The sequence below is a fragment of the Sinorhizobium sp. P24N7 genome, assembly GCF_042436655.1.
Classification (GTDB): domain Bacteria; phylum Pseudomonadota; class Alphaproteobacteria; order Rhizobiales; family Rhizobiaceae; genus Sinorhizobium; species Sinorhizobium meliloti_A.
This window is the reverse complement of record NZ_JBHMIW010000015.1, coordinates 151,944-174,453: the sequence shown is the minus strand read 5'-3', so window position 1 is coordinate 174,453 and position 22,510 is coordinate 151,944. Positions and strand designations below refer to the sequence as shown.

At 58.1% G+C, this 22,510-nt stretch carries 18 protein-coding genes and 3 pseudogenes; 7 read left to right on the top strand and 14 right to left on the bottom strand.

Translation table 11 applies throughout. The annotated features are described in order from the left end of the window. Positions 1-8 precede the first annotated feature (8 nt). On the bottom strand, positions 9-422 hold the full coding sequence (locus ACFHWW_RS25020; RefSeq protein ID WP_379941486.1) for a hypothetical protein: 414 nt from the start codon (positions 420-422) through the stop codon (positions 9-11). 165 nt (positions 423-587) lie between these two features. Here ACFHWW_RS25020 and ACFHWW_RS25015 point away from each other — a divergent pair, with 165 nt between their 5' ends. After that, complete coding sequence (locus ACFHWW_RS25015; RefSeq protein ID WP_379941484.1) at positions 588-1,826, top strand: alpha/beta fold hydrolase; 1,239 nt, start codon at positions 588-590, stop codon at positions 1,824-1,826. An 850-nt stretch (positions 1,827-2,676) separates the two neighbouring features. Here ACFHWW_RS25015 and ACFHWW_RS25010 read toward each other — a convergent pair. Together ACFHWW_RS25010 and ACFHWW_RS25005 are read right to left on the bottom strand one after the other, a co-directional pair. Beyond that, a complete protein-coding gene (locus ACFHWW_RS25010; RefSeq protein WP_018096592.1) occupies positions 2,677-3,045 on the bottom strand; it encodes a PRC-barrel domain-containing protein in 369 nt (122 codons plus the stop codon). A 78-nt stretch (positions 3,046-3,123) separates the two neighbouring features. Beyond that, the gene (locus ACFHWW_RS25005) at positions 3,124-4,236 is read right to left on the bottom strand and encodes a flavodoxin family protein (protein WP_379941482.1); all 1,113 of its coding nucleotides are present in this window, start codon (positions 4,234-4,236) and stop codon (positions 3,124-3,126) included. 250 nt (positions 4,237-4,486) lie between these two features. Between ACFHWW_RS25005 and ACFHWW_RS25000 the strand changes: the two genes are divergently transcribed. After that, the gene (locus tag ACFHWW_RS25000) at positions 4,487-5,791 is read left to right on the top strand and encodes a PQQ-dependent sugar dehydrogenase (protein WP_379941480.1); all 1,305 of its coding nucleotides are present in this window, start codon (positions 4,487-4,489) and stop codon (positions 5,789-5,791) included. A gap of 35 nt (positions 5,792-5,826) precedes the next feature. Here ACFHWW_RS25000 and ACFHWW_RS24995 read toward each other — a convergent pair. Both ACFHWW_RS24995 and ACFHWW_RS24990 read right to left on the bottom strand, forming a co-directional pair. Next, positions 5,827-6,217, bottom strand: a pseudogene (locus tag ACFHWW_RS24995) (type II toxin-antitoxin system VapC family toxin). Then, positions 6,214-6,468 carry a type II toxin-antitoxin system Phd/YefM family antitoxin gene (locus ACFHWW_RS24990; RefSeq protein ID WP_338280214.1) on the bottom strand — a complete coding sequence of 85 codons (255 nt, stop codon included), beginning with the start codon at positions 6,466-6,468 and terminating at the stop codon, positions 6,214-6,216. Before ACFHWW_RS24990 ends, ACFHWW_RS24995 begins: the two are co-directional and overlap by 4 nt. 228 nt (positions 6,469-6,696) lie before the next feature. Here ACFHWW_RS24990 and ACFHWW_RS24985 point away from each other — a divergent pair, with 228 nt between their 5' ends. After that, positions 6,697-6,882 (top strand): hypothetical protein, encoded by a 186-nt coding sequence (locus ACFHWW_RS24985; protein ID WP_379941478.1) that lies wholly within the window; start codon positions 6,697-6,699, stop codon positions 6,880-6,882. A gap of 390 nt (positions 6,883-7,272) precedes the next feature. On the opposite strand, the gene ACFHWW_RS24980 is transcribed toward ACFHWW_RS24985, so the two are convergent. After that, positions 7,273-7,479: a hypothetical protein gene (locus ACFHWW_RS24980; RefSeq protein WP_379941476.1), complete on the bottom strand. Its 207-nt coding sequence runs from the start codon at positions 7,477-7,479 to the stop codon at positions 7,273-7,275. Between the two features lie 347 nt (positions 7,480-7,826). On the opposite strand from ACFHWW_RS24980, the pseudogene ACFHWW_RS24975 reads away from it, so the two are divergent. Then, positions 7,827-8,002, top strand: a pseudogene (locus tag ACFHWW_RS24975) (IS110 family transposase); the annotation flags it as partial. Positions 8,003-8,104: 102 nt separating this feature from the next. Here ACFHWW_RS24975 and ACFHWW_RS24970 read toward each other — a convergent pair. From ACFHWW_RS24970 to ACFHWW_RS24950, 5 genes are all read right to left on the bottom strand, one after another. Beyond that, entirely contained in the window at positions 8,105-9,046 is a 942-nt protein-coding gene (locus tag ACFHWW_RS24970) for an amino acid ABC transporter substrate-binding protein (RefSeq protein WP_379941474.1), read from the bottom strand. Between the two features lie 25 nt (positions 9,047-9,071). Next, positions 9,072-10,430, bottom strand: coding sequence for a putrescine-ornithine antiporter (gene potE, locus ACFHWW_RS24965; protein WP_379941472.1), 1,359 nt, complete (start codon positions 10,428-10,430; stop codon positions 9,072-9,074). A gap of 26 nt (positions 10,431-10,456) precedes the next feature. After that, complete coding sequence (gene speC / locus ACFHWW_RS24960; protein ID WP_379941470.1) at positions 10,457-12,820, bottom strand: ornithine decarboxylase; 2,364 nt, start codon at positions 12,818-12,820, stop codon at positions 10,457-10,459. After that, entirely contained in the window at positions 12,807-15,077 is a 2,271-nt protein-coding gene (locus tag ACFHWW_RS24955; protein WP_379941468.1) for an Orn/Lys/Arg decarboxylase N-terminal domain-containing protein, read from the bottom strand. Before ACFHWW_RS24955 ends, speC begins: the two co-directional genes overlap by 14 nt. Positions 15,078-15,246: 169 nt before the next feature. After that, complete coding sequence (locus ACFHWW_RS24950; RefSeq protein ID WP_379941466.1) at positions 15,247-16,173, bottom strand: cation diffusion facilitator family transporter; 927 nt, start codon at positions 16,171-16,173, stop codon at positions 15,247-15,249. 306 nt (positions 16,174-16,479) lie between these two features. On the opposite strand from ACFHWW_RS24950, the gene ACFHWW_RS24945 reads away from it, so the two are divergent. Next, complete coding sequence (locus tag ACFHWW_RS24945) at positions 16,480-17,796, top strand: amino acid permease (RefSeq protein WP_379941464.1); 1,317 nt, start codon at positions 16,480-16,482, stop codon at positions 17,794-17,796. 509 nt (positions 17,797-18,305) lie between these two features. Here ACFHWW_RS24945 and ACFHWW_RS24940 read toward each other — a convergent pair. After that, positions 18,306-18,671, bottom strand: a pseudogene (locus tag ACFHWW_RS24940) (ATP-binding protein); the annotation flags it as partial. A 404-nt stretch (positions 18,672-19,075) separates the two neighbouring features. Between ACFHWW_RS24940 and ACFHWW_RS24935 the strand changes: the two are divergent. After that, positions 19,076-19,516: a hypothetical protein gene (locus ACFHWW_RS24935; protein WP_379941462.1), complete on the top strand. Its 441-nt coding sequence runs from the start codon at positions 19,076-19,078 to the stop codon at positions 19,514-19,516. 16 nt (positions 19,517-19,532) lie between these two features. On the opposite strand, the gene ACFHWW_RS24930 is transcribed toward ACFHWW_RS24935, so the two are convergent. Together ACFHWW_RS24930 and ACFHWW_RS24925 are read right to left on the bottom strand one after the other, a co-directional pair. Next, entirely contained in the window at positions 19,533-20,177 is a 645-nt protein-coding gene (locus ACFHWW_RS24930) for a helix-turn-helix domain-containing protein (RefSeq protein WP_379941460.1), read from the bottom strand. A 164-nt stretch (positions 20,178-20,341) separates the two neighbouring features. Beyond that, a complete protein-coding gene (locus ACFHWW_RS24925) occupies positions 20,342-20,596 on the bottom strand; it encodes a hypothetical protein (protein ID WP_379941458.1) in 255 nt (84 codons plus the stop codon). A gap of 147 nt (positions 20,597-20,743) precedes the next feature. Between ACFHWW_RS24925 and ACFHWW_RS24920 the strand changes: the two genes are divergently transcribed. After that, complete coding sequence (locus ACFHWW_RS24920; protein WP_379941527.1) at positions 20,744-22,501, top strand: hypothetical protein; 1,758 nt, start codon at positions 20,744-20,746, stop codon at positions 22,499-22,501. The last annotated feature ends 9 nt before the right edge of the window (positions 22,502-22,510 follow it).

Here is a 22,510-nt window from a genome sequence, read left to right as displayed (position 1 = left end):
GACGCCGTTCAGCTGCTCGTCTCGACTTCCGAGAGCGATGGAAGTTCCTCCAAGCTTACAAGCGCATCGGCACAGATATCGGCCGCATCCGGAACCGGCTTCGACAGACCAGCAACGACCGCCCAGCCCCCCTCCTCGATGAAATTGTCTTGTTCCCAACTGGACTTCGACTTGAGTTCCACAAGCTTTTGTGCCGCGTCGGGGGCGGACACGAAATTGTGCACGCAAACGTTTGAAATGAGCTCTGCACGAGCCTGCCGGACCGCGAGATCGGCCATGGTTCCGGCACGCCCTGCTGTCGTCCAACCGCCCCATGTGAAACCGACGACCATAGTCAGTATCGATGAGCCGACAACCGACCAGAACCATACACTCTTGGAAGGTCGGTACGCCGCCCAACCGCTGTCATTCGTTTCGGCCATGTCTCTCCTCCTCCGTTTTATATCATAGCATGATACAATTTCTGTTCAAGCAAACTCTTGAAGTGGGCCCGAGTTCAAAGGCGGCGAGCGCGCCGGCGCCATTCTGTCTCGCCGTATGGCCTTGCGGATGTAGAATGATGATTTCCCTGCAGCGGAGAAGTCACCATGTCTTTCAACTCGCAACGGCTCCAATTTTCCGGCCATTCCGGCGCGACGCTCGCCGCGCGCCTCGATCTACCGAACGGTCCATTGCGCGCCTACGCGCTTTTTGCCCATTGCTTCACCTGTTCCAAGGATCTCGCGGGAGCGCGCCGCGTTGCAGCAGAGCTGGCGCGCGAAGGTATCGCTGTTCTGCGTTTCGATTTCACGGGTTTGGGGTCGAGCGAAGGTGAGTTCGGCTCGACCAATTTCTCCTCCAATGTTGCCGACCTGCTCTCAGCCGCCGACTATCTGCGCCAACACTATCAAGCGCCGTCGCTTCTGATCGGCCACTCACTCGGCGGCGCCGCCGTCCTGGCCGTCGCCGGGGACATTCCTGAGGTCCGCGCCGTTGCTACGATCGGTGCGCCGGCCGATGTCGGCCACGTCTTGAAGAACTTCGGAGCGAGTCTCGAGGAGATCGAGAAGACCGGGTCGGCCGAAGTTGATCTTGCCGGGCGCAGGTTCCTCATCAGAAAGCAATTTGTCGAAGACGCGCGTGCACAGCGCATAAAAGACTCTGTTGCCAGCCTGAGAAAACCGCTTCTCATTCTTCACGCGCCGTTGGACCAGACGGTCGGAATCGAGAACGCTACTGAGATCTTCAGCGCGGCGAGGCATCCGAAAAGTTTTGTTTCGCTCGACAGTGCCGATCACCTGCTCACCGACCCTGAGAATGCGGCCTTTGCCGGACGGATCATTTCGTCGTGGCTGACGCGCTATCTTGCCGCCGACACGCCGCAGGGCACCGGACCAATTGAACATGTGCGTGTGATGGAAACCGGCGAAGGCAAGTTTCAGAACGCGATTCACGCTGGCGGTCATCGGCTGTTCGCCGATGAACCCGAGAGCGTGGGAGGACTCGATTCCGGACCATCGCCCTATGACTTCCTGTCCATTGCTCTTGGCGCCTGCACCTCGATGACGCTGCGCCTCTATGCCGACCATAAGCAGCTGCCGCTCGGACGCATCGGCGTCGACGTCTCGCATGCGAAGATCCATGCAAAAGATTGCGAAGAGTGCACCGAACCGGAACGCAGCGGCGGCGGCAGGATCGATCGTTTCGAACGCGTCATTTCCATTGATGGCGGGGTCTCGGAGGAGCTTCGCGGCAAGATTGCCGAAATTGCCGACAAGTGCCCGGTCCACCGCACGCTCGAGGCAGTGGCGAAGATCAGGACTACTGTGAAACCAGGATCACAGTAGTCCATTCGCCCCTAATCGGGCCTTCCGTTTCAGGGAAACGCTGAGCAGTTGGTGTTGAATGGACGACTAACCGGTGTCTGGCGCCAGAGCGCCCACCGCGCCTGGTGCTAATGACTTCTCGTGGAGGCAACTTGAATCCGCCTTCGCGAGAGGCGAGCAATGGTGCTTAGGACGCAAGCATGACAAACAACGCTTGACGAGCTGAGCGGCGCCCTATGTGCGCGAAAGGCAACCGATTACATTCTTTGCGTATATCATGCTATGATATATATTGCTTAGCACTCAGCCGGGAGTGCGCGCGCGACGAAGTTCCAAAGGGCAAACGGCGGGCTCGCGAATTGTATTGCTGAATAGTGTCACCTCGGACGACCTCGCCAGCTATGCGACTGACGACCCGGTCGGCTCAACTTCCACACGAGGCGGTCCCGGCTGCGCCAGGGAGGTTCAGATGCAAGTAACGGATGCTTGGGAAGAGTGGTGGCGAGGGCTTGGACATGTTGCCCGGTGCAATCGTGACATGGCGCGAACACGCGAAGCATTTGAAGCTGGGTATGCGGCCGGCCGTCTCACACGTCAAGGAGCCACTGATGACGCAGCCGAAACTGCGCGAGGCACCCGTCCGCGGGCGCAAAGACACGAGACCGGAGAGCTACAGGAGCAGCGCGGGAGAGTACTTAGCAGCGCGCTTTCGGAGTAGTCCCGATCCAGGCAGATAGATCACGTCCTGTTGGCACTTGCCGTCAAGCCGCTCCTCAATGAACACCGCTCGAAATGGCACAATCCAGCAGCGAAGCGGCAATGGACAGCACTCCGCATCAACGCGGACGCGGAGCGCTGAGCATTTGCGAATTCATACCCAATAGGGCGGAATGCCATAATAGTCGTAGACTTTACGGCCGCTTTCGGGCCCCCAGTCATATTCCCGGTCTGCGGGATAGCGGGGGGCTCCCTCGACCTGTTCCTTTGTGATGTTAACCTGGAAACCGCCGAGATCCGTATTGTAGTCGAGCATTTCCCAGGGAAGCGGATAGTGTTCATGTCCAACCCCGAGAAAGCCGCCAAAGCTCATCACGGCATAGGCGACGCGTCCACCGCGTTTTTCCAGAATGATCCTCTCTATTGAGCCTACCTGATTGCCGTTCATGTCGTAGACAGTGGTGCCCACGACCATGTCGCTGGCGATGAGGTCATGCGATTGATGCAGATTAGGGTCGGCCATCGTTATTCCTCCTGTGGTGGCCCAACGCTCCTGGATATGAGTTGTTCCGCGGATCGCTTCGCAAGGGCCAGAGCTTGACTATTTCTGCCGTGGGGCCGAGAGCTCGCCACCCGCCGAAACGAGTTTGCCCGCTCGCTTGAGCATCACCGCCTCGACCAATGTTCGCGCCGCATTGCGGACCTCTTCCTGCACGGTCTCGTCCGCATCAAGCTCCTGGTGACTGAGCGCGTATGGCTTCCAGTAGCCGATATAGCGATCCATCTCCGCCAAGGGCCCCGCCGGCTCGAGATGCATGTAGCACAGCCAGTCGGACAGGCTGCGTCGAACGTTCTCGGCCCCCTCCACGTCCCCGTGAACGATGACCGAGAAGAGCGGCCCGGCGAGATGCCGAGGATAGTTCCAGCCTTGGAGTTCAAGCGCCTTTGCGAGCTTCGCATCCTTGCCCTGTGTCAGGGTGGGGTCCGGATTGCCGCCATCCGCGCAAACCAGCCGATCCATCATCAGCTTTACCGGCGATGAGACCTGATACCAGTTCACAGGCGTGACGATCATGATGCCGTGCGCCTCTACCCACATCGGATAGATGTCGTTCATCCAGTCGTCGACCTGGCCAAGCGAGTAGTTGGGATAGCAGGAGCACGGCCAGTGGCAGAGGGCCGGCGAGGTGGAAAAGCAGGCCTTGCACGGGTGGATCGTTCGCCCAAATTCCGAAGTGAGGCGATGCAACTCGAGTATGCTGGTCTTCACCCCCGCCGTTTGATCGATCGTTTCCTGCGCGATCCGCGTCAGCCGATAGGATTTCGACATTTCGCCGGGACAAGTGTGTTCGCTGCGCGATGATCCGCTGATCAACAAGATGCGCGCGGGACCGCGACGGTCCGAGTGACGCTCTTGCGCAGCATGAATTGCGTCGCGCGCCGCGAGCCAATCGACCGACAGGTCGTAATCGGGGTCCTTGAAGGCAGTGCCAGCCTTGCGCGTGTTAGGTGCTTTTCGCTCGTTGGAATAGGCATCCCAAGCCGCCGCAGCGATCTTATCCAGTTCCGATCGAAGACCACTGAAAACCGGGTCTTGGAAACGGCTGAGGAAGCGGCGGCGAAATTCGTTTTCCGGCAGCCTGGGGCTTGGCGTTCCCGTTCGCGGCTCAAGCACTGCCGGGAGAGTTTGTGTCCCGGGGATCTTTGCCATCATCCCATCCAACGTAGCTGGCAAGCTCCATTGTAATCGACCACGACGCCGATTGTTCCGATTGGGCGACTTTGGTCCCCCTCAGCGCACCGTCCTCCGACGCGCGCGAAGAAGACGCGAGCGACCGCGACAGTAGCGCTGCCGGATCAGGCAATCGGCAACAGGAGACGTTTCCCAGCCACAGAACAATGCAGTTTGAGGGTATCCACCCGCGAGCGCTTCGGCTAGCTTTCGCAAAAGGTTAGGAGGACACATGGGCCTGTCAGACGTTTTTGGTCGATTGGTCGCACTGATCGGTGCCGCCACAATCCTTGTGCGCCGCCAGAACGGCGCTTCTCTGGAACCCGCCTATGGTAGCGCCCCGAATATCCCGGGAGCCAAGCCCCAGGGCATTCCCACCCTGAAAATGCCTACGGCCAGGGGATGGACCGATGGGCAAATGCCGACTGCGGCGGCTGGGCTGAAGGTGAACGCATTCGCGGCCGGGCTCAAACATCCCCGCTGGATTGAGGTGCTGCCGAATGGCGACGTGCTGGTCGCCGAGGCGCTCAGCGAGCCCGGGGGCATCAAATCTGCCTTCGACTACGCCATGTTCACCACAATGAAACGCGCCGCTGCAGTGGGCGCAAGTCCGAACCGCATCTCGCTTTTGCGTGATGCGGACGGCGACGGCGTGGCCGAAAAACGCACCGTATTTCTCGACGGGCTCAATCAGCCGTTCGGCATGTCGTTGCTGGGCGATACCTTATATGTCGGCAACACGGACGGGGTGGTCGCGTTCCCCTATGAAACGGGCGACACCAGCATCCGCGCGACCGGGCGAAAGCTGGCAGACTTCAGGGGCGGCGGGCACTGGACACGCAGCCTGCTTGCCAGCCGCGATCGACGAAAGCTCTTCATCGGCGTCGGGTCGCTCAGCAACATAGGCGAGCGCGGCATGGCGGCCGAGGAAGGGCGGGCGGCCATTCACGAGCTCGACCTCGAGAGTGGTCAACGCCGCATTTTTGCCTCCGGTTTGCGGAACCCGGTAGGCATGGCATGGGAGCCAACGACAGGTGCACTCTGGACGGTCGTCAATGAACGCGACGGGCTGGGCGACGAGACGCCTCCCGACTATCTGACATCCGTTCGCGACGGTGGTTTTTATGGATGGCCCTATTGCTACTGGGGGCAGATCGTGGACCAACGGGTGCCGCAGGATCCGGCCTTGGTCGCAACCGCTTTGACGCCGGACTATGCTTTGGGCGGACACACTGCCTCGCTCGGTCTTTGCTGGCTTCCCGCAGGCACTCTGCCCGGCTTCCCGGATGGGATGGTGATCGGTCAGCATGGTTCCTGGAACCGCAGCTCGCTGAGCGGCTACAAGGTTGTCTTCATACCGTTCGCAAACGGACGCCCCGCCGGCCCTCCGCGCGACATTCTGTCCGGCTTCCTTTCGCCCGACGAGCGGGCGTCCTATGGACGGCCGGTCGGAGTCAGCCTCGGCCCGGACGGGTCCTTGCTGGTGGCGGACGATGTCGGCGACGTGATCTGGCGGGTGACGGGCGAGGCGGCGTGAGGGCCGACGGGTGCGCATTTGCGAGACTGAAGCAGTCAACCTTGCCAGAGGTCGACGATAACAACGCCGGTGCCTTCGAAGTCTCTGGTGTTTCGTGTCACAACGATCATGTCGTGAACCAGAGCCGTCGCCGCAATCAGCGCGTCGGCCTCATTGCGCCGGTCGGGGATGTGCAGGTGGGCGCAACGTGTCGCAACCGCATCGTCAACTAGCAGAATACGGCCGGCGAATTCCGGACGCACATGACTGTCGAGCCAGGAACGCAACCGAGCGCCTTGTGCGGCGTCTCGGCGGTGCACCCCGAGTACGCCCCGCTCCAGTTCGAGAATTTTCCGCTCCGATCCATGCGACGACATTGGCATCGGCTTTGCCGTCACCGATCTTGCGCAATTCGGAAACCACATTGGTATCGAGCAGATATCTCAAGACAGGTCCACGTCGCGCGGACTGATTTCAACGCGGTGCGGCTCGAAATCGATCCCCGACAGGCCGGGCATGGCGAGAGCCTCGACAAGACTGCGGTGTTTGCCGGTCAAGCGCTCAAATTCATTGTAGGTCATGAGCACATGGGAAGGCTTGCCGCGATCCGTAATGATGACCGGGCCGCTTTTTGCTGCCTTCTTGGCGCTACTCACGTCGTGGTTCAACTCTCGGCTGGAAAGGGTCGTAATACCCACAACTCACCTCCATGTAGGTAGTTACCTACATATAGCCGTCAAAAGAAGAGAAAACAAGTCGAACGGCCTAGCGCGTGCACCAGGGTTTAAATGGCGATGTCCGGCACTGCAGCCATCCGATACATTATGCAATCTTTCGCCCAGAACGTGAACATCCTAGCAACAAGCCGTCCAACGCGCTCGTGAAGAACGGCTCCATTCAATCATTCTGCACTTGGCAGTGATACGATGTGGGTGCAACGGGTTTGGGCCTTCAACTCGGCCGTCGAGACCGGTCAATCGGCAACGGTCGACGAACTCGTCTCTCGTCGGCATGACGGTCATTCAACTGACGGCGTATTTTCTGGCAAGAGGCGAACATTCGCGCATCTGGCGAGCTCGACGCCGGACGAACTGCTCCTGTTCGGCCTTTAGTAAGGACGGCCGCCCGAGGGTCTTGCCTTCCAGTCGGAGCGTTTGAGACCCGATTGCGTCCGCTCGATCCGCAAGTCCGCTCGAGCTGTGCCACGGCATTGAGGACGTGCATCGTCATACGGCCGAGCTGGTCAGATCGGCGCCGCCAAGCGCCAGGCAACAAATCCCTCCCGCATGTCTCGTCAGATACCTTTCCTTTGCCGTAAGCTGTTGAAGCCGGAGTCGCGAATGTGTTTTCAGGTCGAGTTTGTTGCGCAAGACCCCGGAGCGGCCCGGATCGCCGGGGACATCAGGGTAAGTGTAGGAGCTTTTTTGTGCCCGTTTTCCAATCGATACCTCTCGAACAAGCCGTCGATCATACAGTCGGCTTGCTCGGACGACGGTTGAAACTCAAGCACATTTGAAGCGCCCCAACATCTCCTTGCGAAGTTCTTGGGTGGTAATGTCGCCGGCGACATAACGCTCGATCGCCTCCTCGAGGACAGGATCGTGAACGTAACCCTGCCGGATATTGGCAGCGCGCGCCTGTTTGGCGGCCTTGCGCCGTTTCTCGATGGCTTCCGAGGAACGATCCGGACGGCGGGAATGAACGTTCATCGGCAAATCTCCAAGTACCGGCACCCTAGCAGGAAAAATGCTGAAAATCGAGAAATTTGCCGGATTTCTCGGCATTGCGAAGGTGGGCGCCCGGCTCCTCGCCGGCCGCCGTCTGCGGTTCAGTCTCGGGGTTCCCATTCGATGATCGCCTGCGGGGTGAGGTCGTCCTGGCCGGGATACCGGCCGAGATTGGCGCTGTACCGAAGCCGGCGGATCGAGAGGGTGTAGTAGGGCTCGTCAAGTGCCAGAGATAAGAATAACGGAAGACGTGGCCGACCTTGATTTCAGTCGGCAGCATTCTTGTCCGTCAGCAGTTCGGAATCGAGATGATCGAGGAACGTTGCTCAGGCGCGACATCAATCCTGAAGCTAGCACGCCGTGGGGCAGGCCGGCCTGGCTGGTCTCTCTGATGGCGCGAAGACCGTACAAGGTTGCCACCGTTGCGCTGGCAAACAAAATCGCACGAACAATCGGGGCACTCCCCGTCAAGGGCGGTACCTATGAAATGCCGGCGATGTCATGAGAACATAGGAACAGAAGAGGTTCTGGCGCTCTGTCGCCGGATCCAAACCCGGCTGAAACAGCCGCATTCTTACGCTTTATTGCTAAGTGACAGTTGGAACCGTCATTCTGGCAAGGTGGTTTGCCGGAAGAATGTGACAATGGACTCGTCCGGTGGCCCAAACCATTCCGTGAAGAATGCGCGAAAATCCTCGGACCGGTACGCTCCGCTCAGCGCCCTATCTGCGACGAGCCGAAAATCTTCGTCACTGCGCGCCAGGACTAGGCCTAACGGCTCGTACGTGAAATGGCGCTCCAGGACGATCAGATTGCCCGAGCTCTCGCTGCGCGCGGCGGCGTCGAGCAGAAGGGGCAGGTCGCCGAAGAGCACATTGGAGTTTCCATTCAAAACATTTTCGATCCCTTGGTCGTATGTCTCCACCGGCACTACGGTCGCCGAGAGCTGGAACGTCTTGATGCGCTCCGCGAGCCAGCCTTCGCTGGTAGTCCCGGCTATCGGCGAGAAAGTTTTTCGCTCGAGGAGCGTCCTGGCCGGCGAACCTCGCCAGATTGGCCGGTCGGAAGGCTGGCCATAGGTCAGGACCTCGCGCAAAGCCACGGGAGCACTGGTGCTAAGCACAGCGCCCGTTCCGCTGGGGAAGATCGGGACGGAGAAGGAGACTTCCTTTCGGCGCGTCAGACTGACCGGTTCCGCTCCACAAAACAGATCGATAGAGCCGTCTTGTACGGCCTGGTAGGCGGCCTCGTTCGCGAGCGGAATCCACTCAACCGCTAAATCTGCACGACCAAGTTCACCCTTGAGCTCCTCGACCACCTTTATACAAAGGGCAGCGGAATAGCCGGTGGCATTTTCACCCTCGGCTTTGAAGGAGAAGGGTCTTGCATCGGGATCGTACCCCAGCTTCACGGAGGCTGCGCTGCGGATACGGTCGAGAGTCTGGGCTTGCGCTGCGGTCGACAGACCTAGTGCGACAGTCGCCACCAACAGCCCACCGGCAATAATGCGATTGCTCCGATAGCTCGTGCTTCTTGCGACTTTGATCATTCCATCCTCCCGAACATTCTGACGGTCACACTGCCCGCAGTTGCGCCGAGCCAGGCGTAAATCTCGGCGCGATGAGGCCATAGGTAATAAAGGCAATGCCCGTGACGAGCATGCCGCCAAGAACGGCATCCTTACCCGATGCATAGATGGCGAAGACGCTGTAGAGCATTCCGACAATCGCGATTGCGGCGTTCAGGCGGAACTTGCGTTCCGGCACTCCTGCAGCCCGCATCATGACGAAGAGTGCGGAAAGGGAGATGATGTAGGGAAGCACGTTCGTAACTACTGCGAGATTGACGAGAGCAGCAAACTGTTCGCTCAGCGTCGGCGAGATCGTCATCAACGCCAGCAGAGACTGAACGACACCCATCACAACCATCCCTGTTACCGGTGCACCCATCTCATTCACTCTCGAGAAGAGAGCCGGGAACATGCGCTCGTCCGCTGCGGTTCGTGCAGTCTGCGCTATGGTGAACTGCCATCCGAGCAACGAGCCAAGGCAGGCGAGAACGGCAAGCGCCATGATAACTGACCCGATTGCCGGGCTGAACATGGTGGCGTAGGCAAGCGCGAAGGGGCCGGTCGAAGCGGCGAGATCGGCGTTGGGCACAATGCCCTGGATTACGGTCGTCGAGAGAATGTAGATTACGGCCGCACCAAGTGTCCCGAACATGCAGGCGAGAGGCACATCCCTCTTCGGGTTCTCCACGGCGTCGGAGTTCTGCGCAGCGGATTCCATCCCGAGGAAGGCCCACAGCGTCAGGGAGATGCTCGAACCCATGCCTTGTGCTACGGTCAGGCCTTTGGGGTTCCAGGCAGCGGTAAAGGTTTCCGAGCTGAACCATGCCCAGCCGATGATAGAAATCATTCCGACGGGAATGATGACACCCCAAACAGTGATCGATCCGATGCGACCGGTGACACGCGGTCCCCCGAAGTTGGCCACCGTGGTCAACCACAGCAAGACAATCAGGCTGCTACAGGTCATAATCGGAGTGGTCGTCAGCCAGGGGAAGAAACCCGCGAGATAGCCGACTGCAGAAATACCAATCGCCACATTGCCGACCGCGAGCGATAGAAAATAGAGGAAGAATACTAGGAAGTAACCAGGCTTGCCGTAAGCGTCCTCTGCATAAGCCGACATTCCGCCGGGCCGTTGATTGAACAGGCCGGCTTGAGCGAATCCGTAGGCTATCGCCATTGATCCCACGGCAGTTACCAACCAGGAAAGGAGGGAAATGGCTCCGACCTGCGCCATGTTAGCTGGCAGCATTATGATCCCTGATCCCATCATGTTCACCGCAACGATGAACGTTAGTTGCATCAGGCTCATCTTCTTCTTCGTTGCGGCCGCTGCTGCGACATTGATTGAGTGTTCAGACATGGCCCCAGTCCTCCCCTGCGAGGCGGTCACTCGCGCACGACGTATGTATGGAACTTGATGCGACCGTCGACTCTTTCTTGAAACACACCTTGGACCTCATAATTGAAACCCGGAAAGTGGTTGAACGATTCCTCGAAAGCCAGGAAGTAATCGCGCATCGGCTTTGCTTTCTCGTCCCAGCGCTCTCCGGGAACAATGACGCCAATGCCCGGAGGATAGATGAGGGCCAGCGTCGCGGAGATCCTGCCAATCGCTTCATCCAGCGCCACATAGTCGACCTCGTTGGCCACCAATGCTTGGTAAGCCTCCTTCGGCGAAATAGCCTGCTCGGGGAAGCTCTCTGCACGGAAGCACAATCGCTGCAGTTCCTTGATGCCGGCCTCTCGATAGAAGTTGTGCATCTCTGTACAGACCTGACGAAGTGTGTAGCCCGCATAGCGATCTTCGTTTGCGGCGCATACTGTCGGCAAAACTTCCGCGAGAGGCGCATCGCGATCCCAGAGATTCTTGAACTTGACCAGCTTGGCGATGAGCGTGTTGAGCTTGCTCGGGTCCTCTGCCGGGGTCAGCAGGAATAGGATACTGTTAAGATCGCACTTCTCGGGGACCACGCGCTGCTCCCGAAGATAGTTCGCCACCACCGTCGCCGGAACGCCGAAGTCGAGATACTCGCCGGTCTTCCGGTCGATGCCGGGCGTCAACAGAGCGAGCTTGTTCGGATCCACCATTGTGTATCCGTCGGCGTAGCCCGAATAGCCGTGCCATGACGCCTCAGGGCGGAACCGCCAGCACTGCTGCTCACGCTTCAAGACCTCAGTCGGAAGATCCTCCCATCGAGCCTCGGCGACGTCTTCCGTGTGCTTTGAGTATGAGATTGTCACGGAATCGGGCACGAATGGATCGAAGAACCATTGTTCCTGAGGTCCAGCACCAGTCGCCTCGTAATGGCGAACGAACTCGCGCAGCTTCTTGCGCGTTTCGATGCCGAGCTCAATGCAACGGTCCCAAAGCATCTCGCCCGCCTTCCCCTCATGGACTTTCGCGTTAACGTCGAGCGAGGCGAACAGCGGATAGAACGGTGAAGTCGAGACATTCATGAGGAAGGATTCATTGAAGCGCTTGTGCTCGATGAAGCGGCGCTGATCGCGGATATGTTCGTCGCGCTTGTGGATCTGCGAAGCTTGCGAAAATCCCGCGCCCTGCTTGTGAACCGACTGCGTTGAAAACAGTCCAGGCATCTCGGGTCCGAGCGGCTCAATTCGCATCGGACTGTGATTCTCGAACAGAGGATGGAAGGCATTGTACCCGATCCAGGCTTCGTCCCAGAGGACGTAGTCGCATAGGTGCCCAATCTTTTCCATGACTTTGCGAACGTTGTAGATGGTGCCGTCGTAAGTCGCGAGCTGAATGCAAGCGAGACGGAAGGGTCGCTCGGCATTCGCTCGCGCCTTGTCCGCCACCAGGGGATGGTCGGCTATTCGCGCGCGCAGGTTTGCCTCATCCCACGCCTCCCAATCGACTGCACCGATCATTCCGAAGGCGTTCCGGGCCGTCGGCAGATAGATCGGGATCGCTCCTGCCTGGACGAGCGCGCCCTGATGAAGCGACTTATGATTGTTGCGATCGAAGAGCACTAGATCACCGGCGCGGAGGACAGCGTTCGTGACCACCTTGTTGGATGTACTCGTGCCGTTCAGGATGAAGTAGGTTCGATCCGCACCAAAGATCCGGGCGGCATTCTTTTGCGCTTCGACTGCAGGCCCCTCGTGGATCAGCAGATCACCGAGATCGACATCGGCATTGCAGAGGTCGTTACGAAAGATGCTTTCTCCGAAATACTTGAAAAAGATTTGTCCGGCCGGTGACTTGCGATAGAACTGGCCGCCTTGGTGGCCGGGGCAATCGAAGGCGACGTTCGCCTCCCCGTCATATGCCATCAAACCACCAAAGAAAGGCGGCAGAAGCGTTTTGCCATAGTTCACCAGGCTCGAGATGATCTGCTTGGCATAAAATACCGGGGTCTGTTGCCCAAGATAGACGAAACCGTCGACCTCGCCGGCCAGTTCAACCGCATCGATATCGGCGATGCCGCGAGAGTCTGCCAATGCCCATAACGGCGTGCGGAAACCGATCTCCCGGACCGATCGAACAAATCTGCGAGCGCCATCGATCCTATCGCCTTCCACCGAACCGATATAGGCGCCGACCGATGCGTCTTCCGAGACATCTGGCGTGAAACTATCTCGTATCTCGACCTCGAAATTCGCCGCTGCAATTTGCTCGATCAGCTCCCTTGTCTGGGCGTTGGTCACGTCAACGATGGCGACAACCTTGAGCAATTTATGAAACGGAATCGCTACCGTCGGTGCTTTAACATCACGCGGGATCATGGCGCCTCTCCTCGACGATGCAATCCACGAGGTAGCGGCGCCCACCATCGTTGTGCGTGAAGCGGAGCCCGTGGATATCTGTCTCAAATCCGGGAAACTTGCGGTCGAAGGCGCGGGCATAGACGAGATAGTCCTGGATTGATTTAGTAGCCGTGGTGATACGTTCTCCCGGCATGATGAGCGGAATTCCCGGCGGATAGGGGACAATCATCACCGCTAGCGTCCGCCCCATCAGTTCGTCGATCTCGACGCTTTCAACGCGCCCTTTGACCAGATGATTGTAGGCGTCGGCGGGCCGGAGCGCCATTTCGGGCAATACCGTGTACATTTCCCGCTGGGCTTTCGGCACGCAATCCTTGCGATATACGTCGTGGATCTGCTCACAGAGCTCCCGCAGACCTAAAGAACCGTAGGCCTCGGGATGCGCCGCCGCAAGTTCCGGCAGAGCGCGCGTGAGAGGCGCGTTGGCATCGTAGAGATCCTTGAAGTTCATCAGTTCGGTGATAAGCGTGCTCCACTTGCCCCGCGTGATCCCCATGGAGAAGAGCACCAAGAATGAATAAAGTCCGGTCTTCTCGATTTCGATGCGGCGCGAGGACAGGAATTTGGTAACGACGGCGGCCGGTATACCGTGCTCCTGCATTGTTCCGTTAGCCGTCAAGCCGGGTGAAAGGATCGTGACCTTGATGGGGTCAACAATTACGTGGTTCTCGGCGAGTCCCTCGAAACCGTGCCAGGCTTCGCCGGGCTTCAGAAGCCAATCTCCCGTAGTGTCGCTCGGTGTTTCGTCCGCTATGGAGGGCTCCCACACTTGGAACCACCAGGAGTCCTTTATCTGCTTCCTGACGCTGTTCATCGCTCTGCGGAAGCTCATCGCCTCGTCGATGGTCTCCTGCACCAGTGCCCGCCCTGCCGGCTGCTCCATCATGGCCGCGGCCACGTCGCACGAAGCAATGATGCCGTATTGCGGGGATGTCGATGTGTGCATCATGAACGCTTCGTTGAAGCGCGTGATGTCGAGGCGATTCGCCTCGGCGTTCTGTATGTGGATCATCGAGGCCTGAGAGAAGGCCGCGAGCAGCTTGTGCGTCGACTGGGTGGCGAATGTTATAGCTTTCTGAGACCGCGCCGGCTGTGCCGAGGAGATTGCGTGATAGCCGTCATAGAACTCGTGGAAATTGGCATACGCGTACCACGCCTCGTCAAAGTGAAGTATTTCCACGGCGTCATCGAGCGATGCCTTGATCCCGTCCACGTTGTAGCAAAGCCCGTCATAAGTGGAATTGGTCACCACCATCAGGCGCACCGTACCGGTCGTCTCGCCGGCGAATGGGCTCTCGGCGATCTTCTGCGCTATCGCTTCGGGCGTGAACTGTTCCTTCGCAATCGGGCCGATGATGCCGAGTCCGTTGCGCGATGGCGTCAGGTAGATCGGCGTCGCACCGGTCATGATCAGCGAATGGAGGATCGACTTGTGGCAGTTACGGTCGCATAAGACCAGGTCACCCCGACTTACCATGCCATGCCAGACGATCTTGTTGGCGGTGGACGTACCGCCCACCACGAAGAGCGTCTCATCAGCGCCGAATATGCGAGCCGCATTTCGCTCCCCTTCGGCGATCGGCCCGACATGATCAAGAAGCGAGCCGACGCTGCCCACCGAAACGGAGATGTCCGATCTCAGTGTGTTTTCCCCGAAGAATGCATAGAAGAGCTGGCCGACTGGGCTCTTGCGAAAGGCGACGCCTCCACCATGGCCCGGGGTGTGCCAGGAATAGGCGCCATGGAGCGTATAATCCATGAGCGCCTTGAACATCGGCGGAGGAAGGCGATCGAGGTAGTTGTGCGCCGCACGGACTATGGCCCGGGCCATGAACTGGGGAGAATCTTCGAAAAGGCGCATGAAGGCATTGGCGTGTCGCAACACGTTCGCCGGCACCATCTCTGCGGTTGTGTCGTCGCCAAAAAGAAAAATCGGCAGGTTGGTGTTTTTAGAACGCTTGGCGGACAGCACCTCGGCCAGAACCTCCCACCGCTTCGCGCTGTCCTCGGCCCCGTCGACCGAAACCAGCCAGCAGGATTCGGTATTGAAGATACGCACAAGCCGGCGCGCATCCTCATATGTGAGGCCTGCTACAACGCGAAAGCCTTCCTTTTCGATCGCTTCTACCAGATTTCGCATGCCGCGGCCGGCCGCGTTCTTGCTTTCAAAGTCTTCATCGATGACTGCTATCGGGAATGCCTTGTAGAACTCCATGGTCCCTCACGCTCCCCTGCTGAGCTCTAAAGTTCAACATAGACGCGCGGTACTGATCCGTCTTTGATTCCAATCAAAATCAATGGCCGCAGCGCGCGGTGCTTCAACCTTGCCTAATATGGTCGGGGGGTTCGGAAGGAATTCGCGGGAAACTTGGCCGGGGGCATATTCACTCAGCCCATTCGAGATCTGCCGTGAAGGCGATCGTCAGCCAGCGGTCGTGGCCCTCGCCCCCGATCGCCGCACCGGCCTCGTCGCGGACACGATCCCATGCCTCGATACTTCTCGGCGGCAGGTTTTGCGGCACGATGAAGTGCAGCTCGATCTGCGTGGCCCGTCCGACCTTGGCGACGTAGGCGCGATAAGTGAGGAACCCCTGACGCTGTACCACTTCGCCGGCCACGCGGTCGACATGCGCCTTTAGGTCTTCTGGCGTGATGAGCAAGATGTCGGACAAAGCCTGTCGCACAATGCCGATGGGCAATGGGATAATCACGATGCATACCAAGGCCAGGACGGCTGGATCCACATAGGCGGAGATCCAGCCAAGGGGAGTTCCTCGCGCTCCAAAGCCGAGGAGGAAAGCCAGCAGGAGGGCAAAAGCGATGCCGCCCGACATTATCCAGGCCTTCACATCGAGTGCAATAAAATCCGAGTGCAGCTTACGATTCACCCGAACACCGGTCAGCGCCATGATCGTGCAGACGACGACTGTGAAGGCCGCATAGACGATCGCAAAGCCGAACTGCAGTTCGTGGCCTCCCCGCAAGACACTGATGACGGCGTTGATCAGCGCATAGATCGCAACCACGATCAGCAGCGTGCCGTTCAAGAGGAGAACGATAGGCTCTAGATGCCAGAAACCCATGGTGAAGCGGTCACGCATCCTGCCGGCAACCGTGTTGCCAGTCGCCGACTTGGCGATGAGGCTGGAAACCCAGAGCGCCATTACCGTCATACCGGCATCGGCGAGCGAATAGACTCCATCAAACGCAATGGAGAAGGAACCGGACAGCAGACCGAAGATAATGCCAAAGGCCGCGACAACGGCGGTGGCAACTATGGACATACGCAGGAAGCTTGGCTCGTCGAACATGCGTGTCCCCCCAAAAGCGTTTTGACGACAGGAATTCCGCAACAACTCTCGTTAGCCGAACGTTAAGGCACATGCACAGTCATGGATTCTCGCGCATTCGCCTTTTGTGGGCAAGGCGAAGCGCGCATCCTGTCTCTCCTCCCTTCGCGGGCCGTTAAAAGGCTAGTCTCTTGCTTAAAAGGCCGAGGCGCGAGATTGTAGAGAAACGAATGCATGAGAGCTTCCGAGAGGGGTAGCCTTGTGTTTCGACTTTCTACCCCGTTCCGAGAGGCGCCGCGATCAGCGATGCTGTCGAAAGGGCTTGCCATGTCGACACCCCACAACGGCAAGAGCCTGGGATTGGCCGCATGCACCGCAATCATCGTAGGCAACATGGTTGGCTCAGGCTTCTACCTCTCACCGGCGGCGGTCGCACCGTACGGCAATCTGGCCATCGTCATATGGATTGTCATGGGTGCCGGTGCGATCTGCCTCGGGCTGACTTTTGCCAAGCTCGCGAGCCTGGCGCCGGCGGTCGGCGGACCATACGCCTACACCCGTCTGGCTTACGGGGATTTTGCCGGGTTCCTGATAGCCTGGGGTTATTGGATATCCATTTGGGCTTCCTTGCCGGTGATCGCATTCGCCTTTGCGGGCGTAATCGTGGATCTCTTCCCTCTCATGCGCGGGCGCGCGACCGCGGTATTGTTGACGCTGGCCGCGATCTGGACAGTTGTGCTCGTCAATCTCCGCGGGGTCCATGTAGCCGGCGTGTTCTCGGAAGTGACGACCTATGCAAAGATGATTCCGTTCGGAGCCGTCGCCTTAATGGGCTTGCTTTTCATTGACACTTCCCATTTCTCGGAATTTAATCCGAGCGGGCAGCCGCTGTTCCAGGCGAGCGCCGCTCTGGCACCGCTGACCATGTTCGCCTATCTGGGCCTCGAGTCCGCGACGGTGCCTGCTGGGGACGTTCGCGACCCTGAGCGCACCATACCGCGTTCGACAATCCTGGGCATTTCGATCGCTGCGACGCTGTATGTGCTCGGAACGATTGTAGTCATGGGGCTCATCCCCAGACAGGAACTGGTCAAGTCGATCGCTCCTTTTTCAGAAGCTGCCCGAATTCTGTGGGGACCCGCCGGCGAGCTCGCGATTGCGCTTGCTGTCGTCCTTTCGTCTATTGGAGCGCTAAACGGGTGGACACTGCTTATGGGCCAAGTGCCGATGGCAGCGGCCCGCGATAGACTTTTTCCAGAGTTCTTCGGAAAACTCTCACCGCGAAACGTACCTGCTACCGGAATTGTCGTATCTGCACTCCTTGCCACATTGCTTGTGCTAGTTCAGGCTGCAGGTTCTGAAGGCTTCGCATCCATTTACCGCACGTTCGTCGGCCTGAGTACGATGACAGCCGTTGTGCCCTATGCCTTCTGCGCGCTGGCGAGCAGTCTTGTTTCCGCTCGCATTTCAGAAGGACGGAGGGTACCACGCGTCACGCTTATAGAGCTGATAGCCTTCGCATTCGCTATGTTCACGCTCTATGGCTGCGGGGCGGAACCTGTTCTCTTCGGCCTGATTCTCTTACTCTCAGGCATCCCAGTATTCATCTGGCAGCGGCGACGTCACATAGCGTTACGCCAGTAGGGAAGTCTCACCGAGATCAGGGTTTTGGGAACGTTGTTCTACGAATGCAAAGTTCTTCAGCTGCGCCAGACGCACCCTGCCGGTCGATCTATAGCCGCTGGCGTAATCCCATCTACCACCCCCCGAATTCACACGGCTAGTCCTGCACCTGGAAGTTTATTGACTAACTGGCGTGTCAGGTTGAGGCTAGGAGGTCGCTTGGGGCGTGGACAAAGTCTCGCCCAGCGATAGGACGTCGACTTCGATGTACTCTGGTTGAAAATACGACCTCGAAAATTGCAGTTCAAAGACCTTTGGTGGGGTCATGCCGCACTCGAAGTGGCCCGCTAGCAATCCTCGTCTAAGTAGTGAAGACCGTAACTAGCCTCTCGGGAGTATTTGGAGTGGTCTTGAACCGGTTCATTGAGGCAATGAGAGGTGCTCGGTTTCGATCGATCGCACAGAGACCTGCTGTGGGCTTACAATGCCGCCTTAAATTTCCTCAAAAGTGCCGAAGTAAAATTCCCCAATTAAGCCGCTCCGGATGACGGGAAGAGATGGCCATTTTTAAGTGGCCGGCCTCTTGGTTTTGTTGGCGGTGCGAAGGACGGCGGAGTGATGAGCGCTTTCGAGCGAACATGCTTTGAGCTCGGCGTGCTGTCGCAGCCGATAGCTTGAGCCTTCGATCTGAACGACGTCGGCGTGGTGCAAGAGTCTGTCGAGCAGGGCGGTAGCGACGACGGGATCCCGAAGTCTTTGCCCCATTCGGCAAAGCTACAATTGGAGGTGAGGATCATTGCGCCACGTAAATAGCGTGCGTTGACGAGCTGGAAGATTGCCGCCGCGGCGATGACGGGAAGATAACCGATGTCGTCGACGATCAGCAGGCTTGGTCTGGCAACCGGCTGCGGGTGCCATCAGGGACACTGTAGGCATTGCCGTCACGCTGACCATACCCTCTCGAGAGATCCGGCGCTCAAACTTCAGGACTGAGCGGAATGGAGCCAGCGGATTGAGTGTTCGACCGGCTAAACGGTACGCTCCTCCGGACAACGGGTCAGTGAACTTGAGCCGAGTCAAAGGCTGCCGCCAGTAATCTTTTACCCTTTTGATCACGGTCAACGACGCAAACGATGATGCAGGCCTAGGGTAACTTCAGCAGTAAATAGTAACGACAAAGGGCGAGCATCATAGGCTTTTCCAAAGTCGATCACAGCGCATAGAGGCTTGATGGTTTCACCGATAGGCGCACATCCCGATACGTGTATTCGAGAATGCGACAACGTCCGGAGACCAGGAAATGCGAGAGCTACGGGTTCTGTCGGTTGCCGTTCTGGCACTGCTATCTGACAGTTTAATCGCCTTGGCAGAAGGCAAATCTTCTCAGAACTCCGCCGGATACGTTCCAACTCTCCGCGAAATCATGACAAAAGTTGAGCTCGGCCGCTCCAAACTTTGGTATTCTGTCAAGCTGAGGAACTGGATACTTGCCCGCTACCAGCTTGGGCAAGTCAGGGCAGGATTCATCGACGCCACGCGTTTTCATCTCCTGTCGAATTCGGAAGTCGCTAGCACTCACAAGATTGCGGATTTGGTTGAAACCTCGATAAAAGACAAAGATGACAAACTATTTCAAGAGTATTTTGCCCAGATGACGACTGAATGTAACAGTTGCCACAAGGCAGTAGGAAAGCCTTTCCTGCACGTCGGGACGCCTAAGGTCCCTTCGCCTCTGCAGTAAGAAGATTGCAATCAGGCTAAAGACATAAATTCTGAAGCACAAGGTACTCCATGATCTCGATGCCCCGAGCGCCGTGCAACTTGATAATGCGCTTGTTCTTTAGCTTTGTAAGCGAACGCGAAACCGTCTCGATTGTGAGTCCGAGGTAGTCCCCAACGTCCGCACGGGGCATCGGTAGTTCGAATTTGTGCGAATGGCCCGAACGGTCGGACATTTCTATCAAGAATGCCGCAATCCTTTCGATCGCGCTTTGGCGGCCAATTACCAATTGGTGTTCTTGAGCAGACGAGAAATTCTCCAACACTACCGGCAACAGGCCCTGCCATAAATCCGGATCTTCTTGAAGGCTGACGCTCTTCACACCGGCAATACCGATCGCTTCCGCGGTTGAGCGGTGTCGGTCTCCGGTTTGCAAGCCGAACCAACTTCCTCCAAAGTGGAATGCAAGAATTTGACGGCGGCCGTTCGCAAGCACTCGGTACACCCTGACCGCCCCAAATTCCACTCGGTAGGCTTGACCGGCCCTTTCGCCGGAAGTGTAAATGCTCTGTCCGTCGACGAAAGTGCTGATCGGTTTTGACTCGACTGTCCTATGCATGAGCGGCCCACTGGGAACGAAATTCATTCGCTGCCCCGAAGCCGGCAATAGAATCTCATTCATTACTCGTCTCCTGTGGCGGATGCCTTGCGGCGATCCTGTTGCAACCCTGGTGTTCTGCCAACGTGTTCTGCCGGCTGAACCCGGCCGCCCACGCCGACTCTGATGTACGGCTGTGAGGAACAATGCCAGTAAATTTGATTGACCTCATCGTCAGGTGAAGGCCTTTAGCGGAGCGCCTGCTCAATTTCAGCTGCCAGGCTCTCCACCAAGCTCTCGAATTCAGCGCGGAGCTCCTGGCGAACATGGATAGGCAGTTCACCGGCGTGGGCGAGCGCGTTTTCGGCGGCCGCGAAGTCCTCGCACATGCCCCTGAAGCTCTCGTCGCTAATAGACAGTTTCCTGATCTGCAATGATCGCGCCGGAAATCGGCGCAAAACCGCCGCCAAGCCGTGTTCCTTTTCCTCCGGCCGCGTGTGCATTTCGCTCCTCCCCTCCGGTCTGAAATGAAATACAACTTTAATATATCGTCTTATCTCTATATTGCGCTTCGGCCGGGTGTGGACGTAAGATACGGGAGCTTACAATGCCGTAGAATACAATCGTACATTGTGGCCCTGGAGGCAGACATGGCAATGCTAGGCCAGCAGGGTGTTCGGGTCGAACCGAAAGCTACCCTACCCTCGGACGGTGAAATTCTTGCACAACTCGATCGAATACGATTCAGCGTCGAGTTCGAAGCTCCGGAACGGGCCCGCAAATTTCTCGCCTATGTCATTGAGGAGACCGTCGCGGGCCGCTCCGACCGTATAAAGGCCTATTCGATCGCAACCGAAGTCTTCGGCCGAGACTCCTCTTTCGATGCACAGATGGATCCGGCCGTACGCATCGAAGCCGGCCGTATTCGACGCGCGCTCGAACGCTACTACCTGGTCGCGGGCCGTAACGACCCGATCCTCATACGAATACCGAAAGGCGCCTACGTCCCGACATTTGAAAGGCGCGCCATCCCAGCACCCGAGACGGCTCTCCCCCTTCCCGCGAACGCGGGACCGATTTCTTTGGTTGAACGCCCATCGGGGCTATGGATTTGGGGCGCCATTGCGGCGATTGCGTTCGCTCTCGGCGGTCTTGCCGCCAACACTTTCCTCCCTCCAATGATCACCGCAGACGACGCCGCAAACAGCAACCGTACTAGGCCAAACATTCCGAAGCTAGTGGTCACACCGTTCGAGGATCTCTCCGGAACACCGAAGTCAGCCATGATCACACGAGGGCTTGCCGACGAAGTCGTCAGTAGGATCGCTAGGTTCAAGGAGATTATCGTTGTTACTCATGACCAAACAAAAGACCCTCCGGAGCCGCCCGACGGTACCGCCTATGCACTGGAGGGACGGGTCCGAATCGATGGCGAAAGGCTTCGGCTTGGTATCCGGCTTGTTCATCGGTCCGATGGATCGGTGGTGTGGGTGAGCAACTACGATGAGAGGTTGGAAACGCATAGGATCATCGATCTTCAGGAGAAGGCCGCCGCCGCGGTGGCGACCGCGGTGGCCCAACCCTATGGCGTCGTCTTCCAGGCAAACGCGACACAGTTCTCATACTCGATTCCTGACGATTGGCAAGCATATGCCTGCACCTTGGCTTACTACGGCTATCGCAGTGATTTGAACCCGCAAACGCACGGGTCCGTTCAAGAATGCCTTCAGCATGCGACTCGGGAATTCCCAAACTATTCGACAGCTTGGGGTCTCTTATCGATGACCTACGTCGACGAGCTTCGATTTCGCTATCGCCTCCACTCATCGTCGCCGATCTCGCTGGAGCGGGCGAGCGAGGCGGCGGCGCGGGCCGTAGAACTGGATCCGCAAGACGTCCGGGCTCTGCAGGCGCAAATGCTCACTTTGTTTTTCCGTGGCGAAGTCGATGCCGCCCTGGCTGTCGGCGCGCGTGCGTTTGCCATCAATCCGAACGACACTGAGCTCGCCGGCGAATATGGTTTTCGGCTAGCGCTTTCCGGTCAATGGCGTCCCGGCTGCGAGCTCGTGTCCAAGAGCGTGGCGCTGAACCCCGGTCCGGTGGGATATTTCGAGGCAGCCTTGGCGGTCTGCTCCTATATTAGCGGCGATTATGCAGCCGCTGAACGCTGGGCACATCTGGCCGACCTTCGCGCCAATCCGATCTATCGCGTCATATTGCTTGCCATTCTAGGAAAGCTCGGCAAGTCGGACCAGGCACGTGAGGAGCGCAAGTGGCTGGAAGTGAACGTTCCGGGGTTCCTCAATAACATCCGAAAGGAGGTCGCCCTACGAATTCGTCGCCCCGAAGACCAAGAACGTTTCATCGATGGTTTGCGTGAGGCGGGTGTACCAATACCGGAAAGGTGAGGCAACGAT

Excerpts from the sequence above, each read along its gene's own strand:
- ACFHWW_RS25020 (WP_379941486.1), bottom strand. The coding sequence starts at position 422 with ATGGCCGAAACGAATGACAGCGGTTGGGCGGCGTACCGACCTTCCAAG.
- ACFHWW_RS25015 (WP_379941484.1), top strand. The coding sequence starts at position 588 with ATGTCTTTCAACTCGCAACGGCTCCAATTTTCCGGCCATTCCGGCGCG.
- ACFHWW_RS25010 (WP_018096592.1), bottom strand. The coding sequence starts at position 3,045 with ATGGCCGACCCTAATCTGCATCAATCGCATGACCTCATCGCCAGCGAC.
- ACFHWW_RS25005 (WP_379941482.1), bottom strand. The coding sequence starts at position 4,236 with ATGATGGCAAAGATCCCCGGGACACAAACTCTCCCGGCAGTGCTTGAG.
- ACFHWW_RS25000 (WP_379941480.1), top strand. The coding sequence starts at position 4,487 with ATGGGCCTGTCAGACGTTTTTGGTCGATTGGTCGCACTGATCGGTGCC.
- ACFHWW_RS24985 (WP_379941478.1), top strand. The coding sequence starts at position 6,697 with ATGTGGGTGCAACGGGTTTGGGCCTTCAACTCGGCCGTCGAGACCGGT.
- ACFHWW_RS24980 (WP_379941476.1), bottom strand. The coding sequence starts at position 7,479 with ATGAACGTTCATTCCCGCCGTCCGGATCGTTCCTCGGAAGCCATCGAG.
- ACFHWW_RS24970 (WP_379941474.1), bottom strand. The coding sequence starts at position 9,046 with ATGATCAAAGTCGCAAGAAGCACGAGCTATCGGAGCAATCGCATTATT.
- potE (WP_379941472.1), bottom strand. The coding sequence starts at position 10,430 with ATGTCTGAACACTCAATCAATGTCGCAGCAGCGGCCGCAACGAAGAAG.
- speC (WP_379941470.1), bottom strand. The coding sequence starts at position 12,820 with ATGATCCCGCGTGATGTTAAAGCACCGACGGTAGCGATTCCGTTTCAT.
- ACFHWW_RS24955 (WP_379941468.1), bottom strand. The coding sequence starts at position 15,077 with ATGGAGTTCTACAAGGCATTCCCGATAGCAGTCATCGATGAAGACTTT.
- ACFHWW_RS24950 (WP_379941466.1), bottom strand. The coding sequence starts at position 16,173 with ATGTTCGACGAGCCAAGCTTCCTGCGTATGTCCATAGTTGCCACCGCC.
- ACFHWW_RS24945 (WP_379941464.1), top strand. The coding sequence starts at position 16,480 with ATGTCGACACCCCACAACGGCAAGAGCCTGGGATTGGCCGCATGCACC.
- ACFHWW_RS24935 (WP_379941462.1), top strand. The coding sequence starts at position 19,076 with ATGCGAGAGCTACGGGTTCTGTCGGTTGCCGTTCTGGCACTGCTATCT.
- ACFHWW_RS24930 (WP_379941460.1), bottom strand. The coding sequence starts at position 20,177 with ATGAATGAGATTCTATTGCCGGCTTCGGGGCAGCGAATGAATTTCGTT.
- ACFHWW_RS24925 (WP_379941458.1), bottom strand. The coding sequence starts at position 20,596 with ATGCACACGCGGCCGGAGGAAAAGGAACACGGCTTGGCGGCGGTTTTG.
- ACFHWW_RS24920 (WP_379941527.1), top strand. The coding sequence starts at position 20,744 with ATGGCAATGCTAGGCCAGCAGGGTGTTCGGGTCGAACCGAAAGCTACC.